The following is a 16,592-nucleotide window of genomic DNA, read 5'->3' as shown; positions in this document are numbered from 1 at the left end:
GAAATGGCCACACGCAGCGGCGCGGGGCAGCCGGTGGTATCCGACTGCCCCGCGCCTGGTGCGGCTCCCGAACCGGGTCTTGAGGACGACGGTGCGGCGGTATTCGGTTGTTGACGCGGCGGGGGTTGAGGCCGCGCGTCGTGGTGCTGCGAGCGACGCGTGCGCGGTCCTAGTGGACCGCGGTGGGCGCCATGCTGCCGCGACGTGACTGCGACTGCGCTTGCGGTTGCAACGGAACACCGGCCGCCTGATTGCGGCGCGGCTGCGCGACCGCCCCGTTCTGGACGTCCATCACGGCATGCGCCACGAGACCGCCCATCGGGTCGTGTCTGATCAGGTCCCGGAGCCGGGAGCGCGATGAACGCCCCTCGTTCCCGGGGTACAGGTGCTTGCCGAGTCCGACCGCGTGGGCCAGTGCGGCGAGCGCCGCGGTCCGCGGGTCCGGCGGTACGCCGGTGCGGATCGCACTGTCCAGCCGGGCTCTGATGTCCCGGCTGATCGCCGTGTCCGTCGCCTGGTAGCGAGTCGTCGGCAGCACTCCGCACATCTGGCCCGCCACGGCATGCACCATGCCGCACCGCTCCAGATGAGCGAGGTAAATCTGGCGGAGCCCCAGCCGGGGTCCGCCGATCCAGTGGACGGCCCGGACCGGGCTGCCGCGCCTGCGCAGCAGTTCCAGTGCGGAGTCCAGAGTCGGATCTCCTGTCGGCCGTGGCATCACCACGGCGATACGATCCCCGTCAGGGGCTATCCGTCCTGCCAGGGCCAGCTCTACTAGCTGGGCTCCGGCGAGGCCGAGGTCGAGCGACTGCGGCTGCGCTGTGGTACCCGTGGTCGGGTCCAGAGCGAGCAACAGAAGCTCCTCCGGAATTGTTCTGCGGCTCCTGCCCATCCATGCCTCCCCGCGTGGATGAATGACAGGGTGACCCCTCTCACATCCGTCTGTCGAGGGTGCCTGGGGGCTTTGTACGGGAACCAGTAGGTATGTCGTTCTCGTCTAGCAGCCCGGCCAAGGGTTCACACGGGACACTGGTAGACGGTTCGGACAGCGCGCGGGTTCCCCGCGCCGCACGGAGGAGGCATCGGTGGCGGGCGAGTCCCCCGACAGGTCGAAGCAGCAGAAGTCGTCGGGAACGACTCGGACCGAGCGCGATCCGCGGCTCGACATCTTCCGCGAACCCGCCGCGCGCCCCACAGAGGACGCGGAGACGGCCCCCGACGCCCAGGACACCCTCCCGGACGCCCCGGCTGCCCTTCCGGACGCTCCGGACGCTCCGGACACCCCTGAGGCCGCGGAGACGGCCGGGGAGCCCGGGAAGCCGGAGAACGGCGCCGCCGAGCCGGCGGAGGGCGATGCGCGGCTCCGTGCGGCGGTGGCGGCGTGGGTATCGACGCCGGACGACGACGGGGTGTCCGGTGACGCGGGTGTCTCTGGTGGTGGCGGGGCGTCGGGTGACGCGGGTGCTTCCGGTGGTGGCGGGGCGTCCGGTGACGCGGGTGCTTCCGGTGGTGGGGCGTCCGGTGACGCGGCGGTGGAGGAACCGGTTGCCCGGGTGCCTCGGTCCCGGGGGGAGGCGGCCGAGCCGGAGGCCGCGGCTTCGTCCGATGAGGCGGAGTCCGATGCCGGGGCCGGCGCCGACGAGGCCGCCGAGCCGAAGCCCGACGCGGTGACCGCCGAGCCCGAGGCGGACGAGGCAGAAGACGCCGACGAGCCCGAGGCGGCCTCGGGGAAGCCGGAGACGGCCGCACCGGGGAAGGCGGAGGGCGAGCCGGCGGCCGACGAGAAGGCTTCCGCGTCCACCGCCGGGGCCGATGAGAAGGCGTCTGCGTCTGCGGCCGGGGCCGATGAGGAGGCGTCTGCCGCCGTCGAGGCGAAGACCGATGAGCCCGCGCCCGGCGACGAGCCGGAGCGGCCCGCCGCCAAGGCGCCCGCCGCCGAGCCCGTGTCGGACGCCGACAAGCCCGCGCCCGCCGCCGAGCCGGAGGCGGAGAAGGCCGGAGGCGCCGCCCGGCCCGAGGCGGACGAGCCCGCGCCCGCCGCCCAGGCGGAGACCGATGCGCCGGAGCGGCCCGCCGCCCAGGCGTCGGCCGACGAGCCCGTGTCGGACGCCGACAAGCCCGCGCCCGCCGCCCTGGCGGAGGCGGAGCACGACGCAGACGGGCCCGAACGCAGCGCCGGCAAGCCCGCGCACGACGCCGACGAGCCCGAGCGGCCCGCCGCCCAGGCGCCCGCCGACGAACCCGCGCCCGACGCGGGCAAGGAGCCCAACGCCCCCGCGGCCGAGGCGGATGCCGGCAAGGCCCCCGTAGTCGATCAGCCGACCGCCGTTTTCAAGGCGCCCCGGCTGCCGCGCGTCGATCAGCCGACCACCGCGCTGAAGATCACGCGGTCGCCCTCGGGCAAGCCCGAGAGCGTGTCCGCGCCGGAGTCACTCACCGAGCGGACCAGCACGTTCGTACCGCTGCGCTCCGACGACGTACGGCCGGCGCCCGTGCCGCGCAGGCCGGGGGCGCCCGGAGACGGGGCGGACGCGCGTCTGTCCGCCGCCTCGCTCGGGGAGGCCGAGCGGACCCGGCAGCAGCCGATGCCGCCCAGGCCGCCGCTCGACCTGCTCGCCGAGCTGACGAACACCCCGCCGCCGCCGGAGACCCCGGTCCGCACCGCCGTGCGCCGGGTCAAGATCTGGACGCCGCTGGTCCTCCTCCTGCTCATCGTGTTTGCGATCGTGCAGATGGTGCGCCCGCTGCCGGACCCGTCGCTGACGATGACGGCGAAGTCGACGTACAGCTTCGACGGCGACGCCCCGAAGCTGCCGTGGCCCGACCAGGGCCAGGGCTACATGGCGGCCACCGGCCTCGGCAAGGTCGACTCGTTCGGCGAGCAGAAGCCGGTGCCGATCGCGAGCGTCGCCAAGGCGATGACCGCGTATCTCGTGCTCAAGAGCCACCCGCTCAAGCGCGGCGAGGACGGACCGGGCATCAAGATCGACGCCAAGGCCGAGGCGGACGGCAAGCTCAACACCGAGGGCGAGTCGACGCTCGACACCGTGCACGAGGGCGACACCCTCACCGAACGGGACGCGCTCGCCGCGCTCATGATCCCGTCGGCCAACAACATCGCCCGGCTGCTGGCGCGCTGGGAGGCGGGCTCGGAGAAGGCGTTCGTGGCGAAGATGAACGCGACCGCCGACGAGCTGGGCATGAAGAACACCACGTACACCGACCCCTCCGGGCTCACCGCCTCGACGGTCAGCACGGCGGAGGACCTGGTGAAGCTGGGCGAGAAGCTCGTGGAGTTCCCGGCGCTGATGGACATCACGAAGCTGCCGGAGTGGGAGGACCCCTCGGGCAAGAAATGGCGCAACTACAACACGCTCGTGCCGTTCGACGGCGCCCTGGGCATCAAGACCGGCTCCACCACCAAGGCGGGCGGCAACCTGCTCTTCGCCGCGCACAAGATGATCGACGGCACGGACCAGCTGATCGTCGGGGCGGTGCTCGGGCAGTACGACGACGTGTCGATCATCGACGAGGTGAACGCGGTCAGCAAGAAGGTGATGCTGGCCACGCTGGACCTGCTGGAAGGCTCCAGGATCGTCAAGAAGGGGGATGTGGTCGGCGAGGTCGACGACGGTCTGGGCCACACCACGCCCGTCGTCGCGACGAAGGACGTGAAGGCGGTCGGCTGGTCCGGTCTCACGGTCAAGCTGGAGCTGACGGACGACGGCAAGACCATCCCGCACGAGGCGGCGGCCGGGACGCACGTGGGCACGCTCACCGTGGGCGAGGGCGCCAGCCAGGTGAAGGTGGCGGTCGCGCTCAGTAGCGACCTGGAGAAGCCGTCGGCCGGGTCCAAGCTGACCCGCCTGGGCTGAGGGAAACGGGCCGCCCCCGCCGACCACGCGGGGGCGGCCCGCGAACCCCCGTGACCGGCCCGTTCCCGGATCCGGCCGGGGCCGTTATTCCGCACGGCGGAAGACACCGCGTGTTAGCGTCCCGGGGGCAACGCGTGAACCCTGGAACGCGTCTTCCGGCCCATGAGACCCGAGCAGGAAAGCCGGCGGAAACCACGCGTCCGGGGAGGGACGGGGAGAGACGCAGTGACGACTGCCGAGCCGACACGGGCGGACGACGACGCCGCGGACTCCACGGGCGCCGCGGATTCCACGGGCTCCACGGGCTTCGCGAAGGCCGGAGCGGACGCGAGCGCGGACGAAGGTGCGGACCCCGGAGCCGAGCCCGGACCCGCCGCCGACCGCACCCCGCAGGTGTCCGCGCCCGGCCGGTTCGGCGCCCTCAAGGAGCAGTGCCTGCGCCACCCGGTCCTGCTGACGACCGCCGTCGCCGCAGTCGTCCACATCCTGTGGTTCTTCTTCTTCGCGAACAGCGGGGGCGACATCGCCGCCCAGGACGCCTGGGCCGAATTCGTCGGCCGGCACCCGGGCACCGCGTACAACCTCGCCTGGTACGGGGGCATGCACCCCGTCTCGTACAGCGTCGTCTCGCCGTATCTGATGTCGCTGCTCGGCGTGCGGACGACGATGATGATCGCCGGCACGGTCTCGGCCGGGCTGACCTCGCTGATCCTTTACCGGGTGAAGGCGGTCCGTAACCCGCTGGCCTGCTCGATGGCGGGCGTCTTCGCGTATCTGTGCAACGCGCTGTCGGGCCGGGTGACGTTCGGGCTCGGCATGATGTTCGCGATCGGCGCCGCCGCCGCGGTGTTCTGCTGGCCGTACCGCTGGCGGTACCGGCGCTGGGCGAAGGCGGCCGTCGCCGCGCCCCTCGCGGGCCTCGCGACGGCCGGGAGCCCGGTGGCGGGCCTCTTCCTCGGGGTGGTCGCGGCCGCGCTGTTCCTGAACAAGCGGCGTCCGGGTGCGTACGCGCTGGGGCTCGCGCCGGTCGCGGTGGTCGCGCTGTCCGCGTGGCTGTTCCCGTTCTCCGGTACGCAGCCGATGTCGGTCGCCACGCTGTCGGGGCCGTTCATCTTCGCGTGGCTCGTCTTCTTCCTCGTACCGCGCGACTGGAAGACCGTGCGCACGGCCTCGGCCGTGTACGGCGTCGGGACGCTGCTCACGTACGTCGTCGACTCGCAGATCGGCTCGAACGTGTCGCGCATGGCGATGCTGTTCGCGGGGATCGTCCTGCTGGCCGCGCTGCCGTACACCGCGCCCCGATCCCGCCGCTGGTACGCGCTGGTCCTCTCCTTCGCCGCGCTGAACTTCTGGATCGGCTTCAAGGGCGTCGACGACATCGTCAGGACCGCCCCCACCGCCTCCTGGACCCGCTCGCTGGCCCCGCTGGTCGACCAGCTCCAGCAGGTCGGCGCGGAGAGGGGCCGCGTCGAGGTGGTGCCGCCGAGCAGCCACCGCGAGGCGTCCGCGCTGCCGCGGTCCGTCAACCTGGCGCGCGGCTGGAACCGCCAGGCCGACATGAAGCGCAACCCCCTCTTCTACGACGACACCCTGGACGCCATCAACTACCGCCAGTGGCTCGACCGCTGGGCCGTGCACTACGTGGTGCTGCCGCAGGGCGACCCCGACTCCAGCGGCGCCCGCCAGGAAGCCGAACTGGTCGGCAAGGGGCTGCCGTACCTGAAGGCGATCTGGTCCAACGCCGACTGGAGGCTCTTCGAGGTCGACAGCCCGGTGCCGCTCGCCGATCCGCCGGCGATCGTGGAGCGCGCGAGCGAGGGCGAGCTGACCATCCACGTCAAGAAGGCGGGCCGGGTGCTGATCCGTATCCCGTACTCGCGCTGGCTGGCCGTCGTGGACGAGGACGGCAAGGGGATGGAACGCCCGCAGGAGACCGAGGCGTCCAAGAACCGCACCGACGACGACGTCCCGAAGTCCTTCGTCAACACCAACGGCTGCCTGATCAAGGTGGACGAGGACGAGGACGGCGACGAGTGGACGGAACTCCTGGCCCCCCGCCCCGGCGTCTACCGCCTGGGCGCGCCCTACCAGCTCCCGCCCGGCACCCCGTGCCCGGACGAGCTGCGATGAGCGACGGGCCCGTCGACGGCGGCCCGGACGCCGTACGGGCCGGCTGGCGCAACACCACCCACGACTGGGCGGGCACGGTCGACCACGCCCACCTGGCGGGCATCCGCCGAGCTCCCGCCACGTACGCCCCCGGCGGCGTCCGGCACCTGGTCCTGGAGGTCCTCGCCTACGCGGCGGACGAGGCGGAGTGCACCGGCCGGGGCCGCGCCGTGGTCACGGCGCACGCGGACGGCTCGGTGTCCGTGGCGGATGACGGCAGGGGCACCGACACCCGGCTCGACGCGAGCGGCCGGCCGGTGAAGAAACCGGTCATGGCCACGAAGGACCTCCGCTTCTTCGACGCACCGGACGCGACGGGCATATCCGACATGTCCAATGAGTCCGGCGCACCCGGCGCACCCGGCGCACCCGGCGCACCCGGCGCACCCGACACATCCGGCGCGTCCGGCGTACCCGACACATCCGGCGCGCAGACCCTCCCCGACGGCCACCCCCGCCGGGGCATGTCCGTCGTCGCCGCGCTCAGCGACTGGCTCGTCCACACCAACCGCCGGGCCGGCGGAGCCTGGACCCAGCGCTACGAGCACGGCATCCCGGTGACGGACCTGACCCCCGTCCCGGACGACGGCACCACGGGCACGACCATCCGCTTCCGCCCGTCCGCCGCCCTGCGCGGCACCGTCGACGCGTCCGGGGCGGCCGGATGGCCGCCGTACCTCACGGTCGAGGTACGGACGGCGGACTGACGGAGCCGCCGCGCCCCTGCTCCGACGCCTCACGCACAGAGGCCCACGGGACGCTCAGGAACGACCCGTCCCGCCCCCGGCCCCGCCCGCAGGGAAGTCGTACATGGCGAAGTCCGTCACCGGCCGGTAGCCGATGCGTTGGTAGAGGCCGTTGCTGGTGGGGTTGGCGAGATCCGCGAAGAGCAGCACTTCGTCCGCCCCCTCGGCCAGCGCGGCGCGGCCGGCCTCGAAGGCCGCGGCCCCGGCGTACCCGCGCCCACGCAGGTGGGCCGGGGTGTAGACGGGCGCCAGCCGGATCTGCCCGGCGACCAGGGACGTCAGCCCCGCCATGGACACGGGGACGCCGTCCGGGGTCTCCCAGAGAGTGATGCGGCGCTCGGCGACATGTGTATCGGCCCAGGCGCGGGCGTCCTTGGTGCCCACCCCGTTGATGGCCGCGACGAACTCCCCGTACCAGCGCGCCAGCAGCTCACGGTCCCGCTCGTCGGCGATCCGGCCGCTCCCCTCGGGCATCGGCTCGGGCGGGGTGAGGGCGCGGAGCCGGTAGAGCCGCATGCGCTCGTGGAGCCGGGGTTCCGCCCCCGTACGCAGCCGCCACACCTCGGCCAGCGCGGCGGCGGTCCCGTTGTCCGCGGTGACGCCGGGGACGGTGTGGCCGACGGCGTCCAGATGAGCGGCCAGCGAACCGGTCTCCTCGGGGGTCAGGGGCGTGACGACCAGCGGGTGGGGCGGCGTACGGAAGTACGCGGCACGCACCTCACCGGCCTGCTCCAGCACCCCGAAGACGGGCGCCCCGTCCCCGTAGGCGGCGTCCCCGCGCGTACGCAGGCCCTCGGTCACCGTCAGGAGGATGGTGTGCAGATCGGGCCGGGAGCGGAGGAAGCCGCCGGCGCGGGCGAGGAAGGCGTGGACGTCGGGGAGGAGGTGCCAGGTGGGGATGCCGGTGCTCGCGTCCGTTTCGGTGTCCATGGCTCATCCTGGCGCGGGGGAGGGCCGCGGCGCCCGCGATTTACGCAGCGGCGCACCCGCCCGCACCGCCGCTATTCCACCTCGATGCCGTAGTCCTGGACCAGTTCCTCCAGGCCGCCCCGGTATCCCCGGCCGCCCGTGACGAACTCCCAGTCACCGTTGGCGCGGCGGCGGAAGGAGCCGAGGACGAGCGCGGTCTCGCCGGGGCGGCCGTCGGAGACGTCCAGCTGGTCCAGAGGGGTCCGCTCGGCGTCGAGCAGCCGGATGCCGGCGTCGGTGAAACCGGACAGGTCGGCGCCGGGATTGGCGACGGGGTCGATGGCCGCGATGACGACCAGCCGGTCGGCGCCGGCCGGAAGGGCATCGAAGTCGACCTGGATCGCGGCCTTGTCGGGCGCGACGGGTATGAGCGCGCGGACCGTGCCGTCGGGGGTGCGCGGGTTGTTGTAGAAGACGAAGTGGTCGTCGTCCAGCACCCGGTTGCCCCGGCAGACCAGCGCGCAGACGTCCAGGGCGACACCGCCCGACCAGTACATGCCCAGCACATTGTGGTCGTCGCCGCGGCCCTCGCTCTCCGGCGCCGTCCGCTGGGCCGGCACCGGCTGCTGCTGCTCGCCACTGCCCAGCCGCCCGCGCAAGCCGTGCCGGTGCAGCAGGTCGACGAGCTCACCGCCCGGCACCAGCTCCAGCGGCTTGCCGTTGGCGAAGGTGTGCGAGCCGGGGCCGAACTTGGACGTGGTGACCAGGACGCCCTTGTTGGCACCGGCGTCCTGCACCGTGCCGTAGAGGTCGCGGACGGCCGTGGGCGGCACGGTGTTGCGGTAGCGCTTCACCTGGACGACGATCTTGCCGCCCCGGATCGGGGTCGGGTCCAGCGCGTCGACGTCGACGCCCCCGTCGTTGGAACGCTGCGTGGTCACGGCCTGCATGCCCATGGCCCGGAAGAGTTCGGCGACGAGCGACTCGAAGGCCAGCGGGTCCATCGCGTACAGATCGGGCTCCTCGTCGCCGCCATGGGTGACGACGCCGTTGCCGACCTCCTCGGGCACCCGGCCGGGACGTACCGCCGCGTACTGGTCGGGGCGCGCGGACAGCTGCCCGCGCAACCCGTCCACCAGGCAGTTGACCGCGTTCACCTGCTCCAGGTGCAGTTCGGCGAAGTCGGCGCGCGAGGCCATGACCGTACCGAGGAACATGGGCGTCCGCCGCCCGGTCGCCGGATCGTGGTCGTCCACGAACCCGTTCAGCGCGACCGACTCCAGCGCCCCGAACTCGTCGGCCGCGAAGAGATCACGCAGGACGAGCAGCAGGCACTGGGCGAGGACGTCCCGGTACAGGGCCCGGCGCTGCGTGACCGGACGCGGCGACTCCTTCTCCTCGTCCGCGTTGATCATGTACCGCACGGACTTCGCCTCCGGGACGACGTCGTACTTGGGCAGCTCCCAGTTCAGCACCAGCTGCCGCGCCCCCGAGTCGTACGCCGCCGACACCTGGCGCGGCAGCTCGTCGGGCCAGCCCGTCGAGGCGTACAGCGCGGCCGAGAAGTACGCCACAGCCGCCTCCGCGTCCCCGTTGCGCAGTCCGGCCGTCATCTCCTCGATTCCGGCGTTGTGCCGCCGGATCTCACCCAACTGCGCGTCGGCCCACTGCTGGTACTGCCGCTGGTACGTCGCGAACTGCGCCTGCCGCTGCGCCTCGGCCGCCTGCGCGGACTGCCAGTCCCGCTCGAACCTGGCCCGCGCCTCCGCCTCCGCCTGGGCCCGCCGTCCGGCGGTCCACCCGCCACCCTGCGCCTGGTACCGCGCCGGGTCCGGCATGGGCACGGGCTGCGCGAGCGGCCCCGGCGCGAACGCCTCGACCCGCTCGGCCCGGGTCAGCGCGGAGGCCCGGAACGCCGGAGCCCGGCACCCGGCGGCCAGCAGCCCCTGCAAGGCCTCGACCCGGGCATCCAGCTCCCGCGTACGCCGCCGCGCCTCCGCCTCGCGCTGCTCCCGGTACGCCGCCTTCTGCTCCCGCTGACTGCGCGCGACTTCCCGCTGGTACGCCCGCTGTTGCCGCTCCTGATCCCGCTGATACCTGGCTTGCGCCTCACGTTGACGTTGCTGTTGGCGCTGTGCCTCGGCCCAGATCCCGACCAACCCATTGGAGCGACGACTCATGCCTCGCAGGCCCTCCCCACCAGGACGTCAGATGCGCGTACGCACGGTGAGCCCCGGCCCCATAACCAGCAGTGATGGGACAACTTTAGTGCGCGACGAACGCGGGGCCCATGCACTTGACGGGAGAGAACCTGATGCCGGAGGAGGGAGGGGCCCGTACGGGTACGAGTACGGGTATGGGTACGGATTCGAGTACGGGCATGGGCATGGAGCCGGTCAGCCGGAGACGGGTAGGTCGGTCCGTCCGCCGGAGGCGTCCACCGAGGGCGCCGGCGCCGGCTCGCCGCCCCGCCGGGTGCGCAGGCCGAAGGCGCTGATGAAGGCGGCGAGGACCGCCGCGGCGAACGGGACGAGCAGACCGGCCCGGTAGCCGTCCAGCAGCGCGGCGGTGCTCCGCCCGTGCGTGGCGGCCACGCTGACGGCGGTGACCGCGGAGAGCCCGAGCGCGGCACCGAACTGGAAGGCGGTGTAGAGGAGTCCGCCCGCGAGCCCCTGCTCCTCCTCCGCGATCCCGTCCGTGGCCACGATGGTGAGCGGGCCGTACGCCAGGGAGAACGCCAGGCCGAGGATGAGCAGGCCCGGGAACATCGCCGCGTAGCTCCAGTCCGCACCCAGCGGCAGGAACAGCCCGTACGAGACCACCGCGAGCAGCAGCCCCCCGAAGATCACCCTCGCCGTGCCGAAACGGTCCACCAGCCGTGGGGTGAGGGTCGGCGAGAGAACCGCGTCGACCCCGATGACCAGCATCGCGAAGCTCGTCCGCAACGTCGACCAGTCGCGCAGTTCCTGGAGGTAGAGCACGAGCAGGAACTGGAAGCCGAAGAACCCGGCGGCGAAGAGCATCGCCGAGAGGTTCGCCCGGAGCAGGGAACCGTTGCGGAAGATCCCGAGGCGCACCAGGGGTTCGGCGGAGCGCCGTTCGATGAGGAGGAAGGCCGCGAGGAACGCCGCCCCGGCCAGCGACGTACCGATGCCGGCGGCGAACCCGGCGTGGGCCGCGCGCTCGACGGCCAGCACGATCAGCACGAGTGCGGCGGTGACGGTGAGCGCGCCGGCGGCGTCCACGCGCTGCCCCGACCTGTCCGGGCGCGCGTACTCGGGGATGAACGCGAGGGCCGCGACCAGGATGAGGAAGGAGAGCGCGACCGGCGCGAAGAAGACCCACCGCCAGCCGACTGCGGTGAGCAGCCCTCCGGCGACCAGCCCGACCGTGAAGCCTCCGGCGGCGGTGCCCGAGTAGACGAGCAGGGCCTTGTTCCGCTCCGGCCCCTCGGCGAAGCCGGTGGTGATCACGGAAAGCCCGGCCGGGGTCATGAAGGCGGCGGCGACGCCCGTGACGAACCGCGCGACGATCAGCACCCACCCCGCGTCGGCGAACCCGCCGAGCCCGGAGAACACCAGGAAGACACCGAGCCAGAACACGAACATCCGCCGCCGCCCGAACAGGTCGGCCGCCCGCCCGCCGAGGAGCATGAAGCCGCCGTAACCGAGTACGTAGGCGCTCATGACCCACTGCAACTCACCCGTGGACAGGCCGAGGTCGGCGCGGATCGACGGCAACGCCACGTTGAGCATGGCGACATCGATGCCTTCGAGGAAGATCGCGCCGCACAGTACGAGCAGGATGCCCCACTTGCGTGCGCTCAGCCCGCTCGAATTACTCAAGGCACTCATGACGAAGAACCCCTCCCGGAGGGACGGCTGCTGATGGAGCCTCCAGCCTTCGCCGGTTCCGGGAGGGGGAACAACAGCGAAGACCGCAACGTTCGGTAAGCCAGGCTTACCGAACCGCATCCACGTCCCACGCGATCCCGGAGATGTACGTGGACCAGACCGAACTCGAATGCTTCCTCGTACTGGCCGAGGAACTGCACTTCGGCCGCACCGCCGCCCGACTGCGCCTCTCCCGCGCCCGCGTGAGCCAGCTCATCCAGAAACTGGAACGCCGCGTGGGAGCCCCCCTCTTCACGCGCACGAGCCGACGGGTGACCCTCACCCCCTTGGGCACCCGCCTCCGCGACGACCTCGCACCACACCACCGCGGCATCGAGGACGCCCTCGCGCGGGCCGTGGCCGCGGCACGCGCCATCGAAGGAGTGCTGCACGTCGGCTTCTCCACACCCTTGGCGGGTGAACTGGTGATGAGGACGATCGAGGAGCTACGCACCACCCACCCCGAACTCGCGGTCGAGGTGTGCGAGGTCCCCCTCGCCGATCCGTACGGGATGCTGCGACGGGGCGACTTCGACCTCCAGCTGACGGACTTCCCCGTACACGAGCCCGACCTGACCCGCGGCCCCACCCTCCTGGTCGAAAACAGGGTCCTGGCAGTGGCATCCGCACACCCCCTGGCCGCACGCGGCACCCTGACCCTTGAGGACCTGGCCCAGGTGCCCCTCCTGACCATCGCGGGCGACATCCCGGACTACTGGTCGGAGCACCACCTGCCGACCCACACCCCCCGCGGCACCCCGATCGAACCGGGCCCGTCCGTCACCAACCACCAGGAGGCCCTGACTCTGGTCGCCGCCGGCCGGGGAGCGCTGCTCTCAGGGGCCCGCACAGCGCTCTACCACGGCCGCCCCGGCATCGCGTACATCCCACTGAAGGACGGCAACCCCCTCGCCTACGGCCTGACGCGACGCTCCGCCGCCACCGGCAACCGGGCCCTGGAACTCTTCGGCCGGGTGGCGCGCGAGGTGGCGGGGGCATGGCCCCGGCGGTTCCCGGGAGGGCGGCATGAGGAAAGGGCCAGTCCTGGCAACCGGATGGCGATTTCAGCGCACTGAATCGTGGAGGGTGCGATACAGGAACTCGGGCACGTGTGCGGTCAACAGATGATGGCCGCCGGTGGCGCCCGAGGCGGTCCGGGCCCAGGCACCGAGGGGGAGCGAGTGATCACGAACCGGAAGGGAAGGGGCTCAACGCTCTCTCAGGCGATCACATGCCCAACAACGTGACGCCGCCGCGCGCAGGGCGACAGTCATGCCGGCCGGTGAACGATGTCGGAAAGCCGTATGCGGGAGAACCGTACCTATGGTTCGAAGCGGCGGGAACTGGACAGGGGGGCGGCAGTCACCGCGCCAGTCCCCGATGCTAAGGGGCTCGGTTCTGGGCAAGCGCCGGGTTCTGGGTGGGGGTGTCGGTCGGGGCCGGGACGTCCTTCCCTGCGTTCTCCGGCGCGCCGAACCAGGCCACCGCGACCGCGCCCGAGACCGCCAGGACGAATCCGGTCACCGCCAGCCAGGCGAAGCCGGGGCGTGAGGCGTCCCCCAGCCACCAGACGCCGATCATGCCGGGCAGTACGGTCTCGCCGACCACCAGCGCCGCCGTCGCCCCGTTCACCGAGCCGATCTGCAGCGCGACGGTGTGCAGGTACATGCCGCCGATGCCGGCGACCAGAATGGCGTACAGGGCCGGGTCGGTGAGCAGCGCGGCCAGGGCGAATGGATCGATCCCATTCAGCACTCGCACGCCCACGCCCAGCGCCCCGAAGCCGAGCCCGGAGAGCAGACCGGCCAGGATCGCGGCCCGTGCGCCGAGCATCCGGACCAGGACCGTGCCGCCCGCCGTCAGCAGCAGTGAGATCGTGAGGAGCCACCAGTGGGTGGCGATCGGCGTGTGCCCGCTGCCCTCGGAACCCGCCGCGCTCGCGAGCAGCACCAGCGCCGAGCAGACGACTGCGATCGAGGTCCACTCCGCCCGGGTCAGCCGGATGCCGAGCAGCTTGACGCTCAGGACGGCCGTGACGACGAGGTTGGCGCTGATGACCGTCTGGGAGAGGAACAGCGGCAGCAGGCGGGCGGCGAGCGCGCCGAGTCCGAAGCCGACGAAGTCCAGGACCGTGCCGACGATGAATTCCCAGGTCATCGCGGCCTGGGCAGTGGAGGCGAGACTGGGGCCGCCATGCGCGGTGACCTGTCCGGCGGTAGGCCCGGCGGCGGCCGCCTCGCGGCGGGCCGACTTGCGGGAGCCGACGGCCTGGAGGACGGAGCCCGTGCCGTAACAGATCGAGGCCGCAACGGCGGTCAGGAGTCCTATGAGCACCGGGCGCTCCGTTCAGGGGGATGGTTCCTGGCTGTTCTCCCTGCCAGACGCGGGATCGGCCGCCCGCGTTGCGTGAACCGGGTCTGCGTCGAGATGGACCTGAAGGAGTCCGTCCGGTACCCCGCAGGGGACGCGCGATCAAGCGGAGATGCCCGCTGCGTGCTCGGTCGCAGCAGGCCACGGGCTGCGACCGCCAGCAGCGGAGACACCACCACTGCGGCCGAACAGGACCACCGGCTGGTGCCGCCCTTGAACGCCGGATCCGTTGGATGCGGACTCTCCGAACGGGCTTGAGGCCGGTGTTCGCCATGCTGATGGCCACGGCCACGGCCACGACGAACAGCGCACCCACCCGAGAGAGGTGGACGCGCTGCTCAGACACTGTGCCCCCGGCAGGATTCGAACCTGCGACACCCGCTTTAGGAGTGGGATCGAATCCTTGCCGGGGGGTTCCAAACCGTGCCACGCGGTGCTGCTCTGCCTGATCAGCGCCGCGCGGAACGGTGCCCGATCCTGCACGTGTTGCCTGGTGCTGGCCTGTCCGCTCACGCATCGCTCACGCAAGTTCGCCGCGATCAGCAGACACAGCCTTCCGGCGCGCCTGGATCTTGCGGTACACCTGCTCCAGAGGCTCGCTAAGGCCCAAGCAGTGGATCGTGACTCCATCGACCTCTTCAGTCTCGGCGTATCGAAACGGAACCAGTTCCTCGATCGTTGGTGGCGCATCCTCGAAGTAGGCCCCAAGCATTCTCAACCGATCGAAGCCCGGTGCTTCGTCTCGGGCTAGCCTGGCGATGACCTGACCAATATCGATGGCGGGCGCATCATCACTCCAGGTCTCCGTGTAGCCGCCTTGCGGGAAGTCCCGCTCTGCGCAGTCGCTGGGATAGTCACGGACAGCACGGAGCACGGTGTCCTCCACCGTCCGTGCAGCCTCCCTATTCGGCACCTCATGCTGCTCGATCGGTCTGCCGCCGTGTGCTACGTGAGAGGCGATCCTGTCGTTTCGGACTTCGGTGCTGGTCAAGCCGATTTTGTATGCACGGAGGCTGGGGAAGTGGATCAGATAGACGATGTGAACGGCATCGGGGTCAACGGCTTCGGCGCAGTTGAGGCAAGGGGCAACACCGCTCTTGAGCTCGGAGATCGAGATGCTGCGCTTGAACCCACAAGCTCCGCAATGGGCGGCGACTCGTTGACCGAGTGGGGCATGCCCGTCGTGCTCACGCACCAGCCCATGACGCTGAAAGAACTCGTTCTGCCAGGGTGCCAAGGGCAGGGAGTAGCAGTACCAACATCGGCTGCGACCTACCACTCCAGGGGTACTGAGGTCCCTCGACGCACTCCATCGGGTGGTGGTTGCGCACACAGCGCACTCGACGTCCACAAGTGACCAGACATGCTCCATCTGCCGGGCGAGATCCGTAGCAGCGAGTACTACGCCATCCGGTCCTCGCGCCAGAAAGTCGTCCCCGAGGACGATCTGAGCAGCCTGCTCCAGCGTGATGTCCCACCGTGACGGCTCCGCCGCTAGGCCGTGTTCGTACACCTGACGGCTGGTACACCAGTCGCAGTACCGGCTGCCTCTGGCACGGATTTCGGCATAGGCAACCTCATCGGGGCGCCCGCACTTGCCACAGACGCACAATCGCATGTGTTTGGGGGAAACGTAGGGCTCGCGAGGTTCCCAGCCAGTGCGCGTGTAGCGATTATCGATGCATGCAGCACATCTTCCGGGCTTCCCGTTGCGGTTGGCGCTGTCCCGCACCCTGCATTCAGGGCACTTCCGCTCCGTCGCCATGTGGCCCTCCCCGTGTTGCCTACTCCCTCAAAAGCGTAGCTACGGTCACTGACAAGCAGCCAGATATGGGGGCTAGGTGTTCTGTCCGAGGAGGTTGTGGACGGGTGAGCCATATCTCGGCTGAGGGATCTTGAACGTGTGAGGGCCTTCCGGGTTCGGTGTGGATTGCGACGTCGACACCGACCGAAAGGCCCTCGTGCCCCACCGTAATGCACCCCTGACCGAGACCGGACGCCTGCGTCTGGCCCGCTGCGTCGTCGAGGACAACTGGCCCCTGCGGCGGGCCGCCGAACGCTTCCAGGTCTCGCCGACCACGGCCCAGCGATGGGCCGACCGCTACCGCCGGTCCGGCGAGGCCGGCATGACCGACCACTCCTCCCGTCCGCACACCAGCCCCCGGCAGACCCCGACCCGCACCGAACGCCGGATCATCAAGGTCCGCGTCCTGCGCCGGTGGGGACCGGCCCGCATCGCGCACCTGCTCGGGCTGGTGCCCTCCACCGTCCACCGCGTCCTGACCCGCTACCGCCTGGCCCGCCTCACCCACCTGGACCGGGCCACCGGCCGTGTCATACGCCGCTACGAACGCGACCGGCCCGGCGAACTCGTCCACGTCGACATCAAGAAACTCGGCAACATCCCCGACGGCGGCGGCCACAAGGCCCTCGGCCNGCAAGCAGGCCGCAAGACCCGCTCGAACGCCGGCTACAGCTACATCCACACCGCCGTCGACGACCACTCCCGCCTCGCCTACAGCGAGATCCACACGGACGAGAAGAAGGAGACCGCCACCGCGTTCTGGACCCGCGCCCAGACGTTCTACGCGGCCCACGGGATCACCGTCGAACGGGTCCTGACCGACAAC

The 16,592-nt window shown here is 71.3% G+C and carries 11 protein-coding genes; 5 read left to right on the top strand and 6 right to left on the bottom strand.

The features are described from left to right. Positions 1-169: 169 nt before the first annotated feature. A complete protein-coding gene (locus tag B082_RS0112485; protein WP_018552135.1) occupies positions 170-892 on the bottom strand; it encodes a GOLPH3/VPS74 family protein in 723 nt (240 codons plus the stop codon). A 193-nt stretch (positions 893-1,085) separates the two neighbouring features. On the opposite strand from B082_RS0112485, the gene B082_RS0112480 reads away from it, so the two are divergent. The 3 genes from B082_RS0112480 to B082_RS37450 all read left to right on the top strand — a co-directional run bounded on the left by B082_RS0112480 (position 1,086) and on the right by B082_RS37450 (position 6,751). Then, a complete protein-coding gene (locus B082_RS0112480) occupies positions 1,086-3,875 on the top strand; it encodes a serine hydrolase (protein WP_018552134.1) in 2,790 nt (929 codons plus the stop codon). A 225-nt stretch (positions 3,876-4,100) separates the two neighbouring features. Beyond that, a complete protein-coding gene (locus B082_RS0112475) occupies positions 4,101-6,005 on the top strand; it encodes an MFS transporter (RefSeq protein ID WP_018552133.1) in 1,905 nt (634 codons plus the stop codon). Beyond that, positions 6,002-6,751 carry a hypothetical protein gene (locus B082_RS37450; RefSeq protein WP_018552132.1) on the top strand — a complete coding sequence of 250 codons (750 nt, stop codon included), beginning with the start codon at positions 6,002-6,004 and terminating at the stop codon, positions 6,749-6,751. Before B082_RS0112475 ends, B082_RS37450 begins: the two co-directional genes overlap by 4 nt. A 54-nt stretch (positions 6,752-6,805) precedes the next feature. Here B082_RS37450 and B082_RS0112465 read toward each other — a convergent pair whose 3' ends face one another. The 3 genes from B082_RS0112465 to B082_RS0112455 form a co-directional block, all read right to left on the bottom strand. Next, a complete protein-coding gene (locus B082_RS0112465; protein WP_018552131.1) occupies positions 6,806-7,720 on the bottom strand; it encodes a GNAT family N-acetyltransferase in 915 nt (304 codons plus the stop codon). Between the two features lie 71 nt (positions 7,721-7,791). Next, the gene (locus tag B082_RS0112460) at positions 7,792-9,879 is read right to left on the bottom strand and encodes a restriction endonuclease (protein WP_199783791.1); all 2,088 of its coding nucleotides are present in this window, start codon (positions 9,877-9,879) and stop codon (positions 7,792-7,794) included. Between the two features lie 216 nt (positions 9,880-10,095). Next, on the bottom strand, positions 10,096-11,553 hold the full coding sequence (locus tag B082_RS0112455; RefSeq protein WP_026249717.1) for an MFS transporter: 1,458 nt from the start codon (positions 11,551-11,553) through the stop codon (positions 10,096-10,098). A gap of 143 nt (positions 11,554-11,696) precedes the next feature. On the opposite strand from B082_RS0112455, the gene B082_RS0112450 reads away from it, so the two are divergent. Further along, positions 11,697-12,668: a LysR family transcriptional regulator gene (locus tag B082_RS0112450; protein WP_018552128.1), complete on the top strand. Its 972-nt coding sequence runs from the start codon at positions 11,697-11,699 to the stop codon at positions 12,666-12,668. A gap of 307 nt (positions 12,669-12,975) precedes the next feature. On the opposite strand, the gene B082_RS0112445 is transcribed toward B082_RS0112450, so the two are convergent. Both B082_RS0112445 and B082_RS39170 read right to left on the bottom strand, forming a co-directional pair. Further along, on the bottom strand, positions 12,976-13,926 hold the full coding sequence (locus B082_RS0112445) for a hypothetical protein (RefSeq protein WP_018552127.1): 951 nt from the start codon (positions 13,924-13,926) through the stop codon (positions 12,976-12,978). 556 nt (positions 13,927-14,482) lie between these two features. Then, a complete protein-coding gene (locus B082_RS39170) occupies positions 14,483-15,199 on the bottom strand; it encodes a hypothetical protein (RefSeq protein ID WP_158688869.1) in 717 nt (238 codons plus the stop codon). A 724-nt stretch (positions 15,200-15,923) separates the two neighbouring features. Between B082_RS39170 and B082_RS0112430 the strand changes: the two genes are divergently transcribed. Further along, the coding region (locus tag B082_RS0112430) for an IS481 family transposase (protein ID WP_026249598.1) at positions 15,924-16,592 on the top strand (669 nt) is incomplete at its 3' end.

Source organism: Streptomyces sp. ATexAB-D23 (assembly GCF_000373645.1).
GTDB lineage: Bacteria > Actinomycetota > Actinomycetes > Streptomycetales > Streptomycetaceae > Streptomyces > Streptomyces castrisilvae.
Note: the sequence above shows the minus strand (reverse complement) of the source record. Positions and strands in the feature narration are given on the sequence as shown.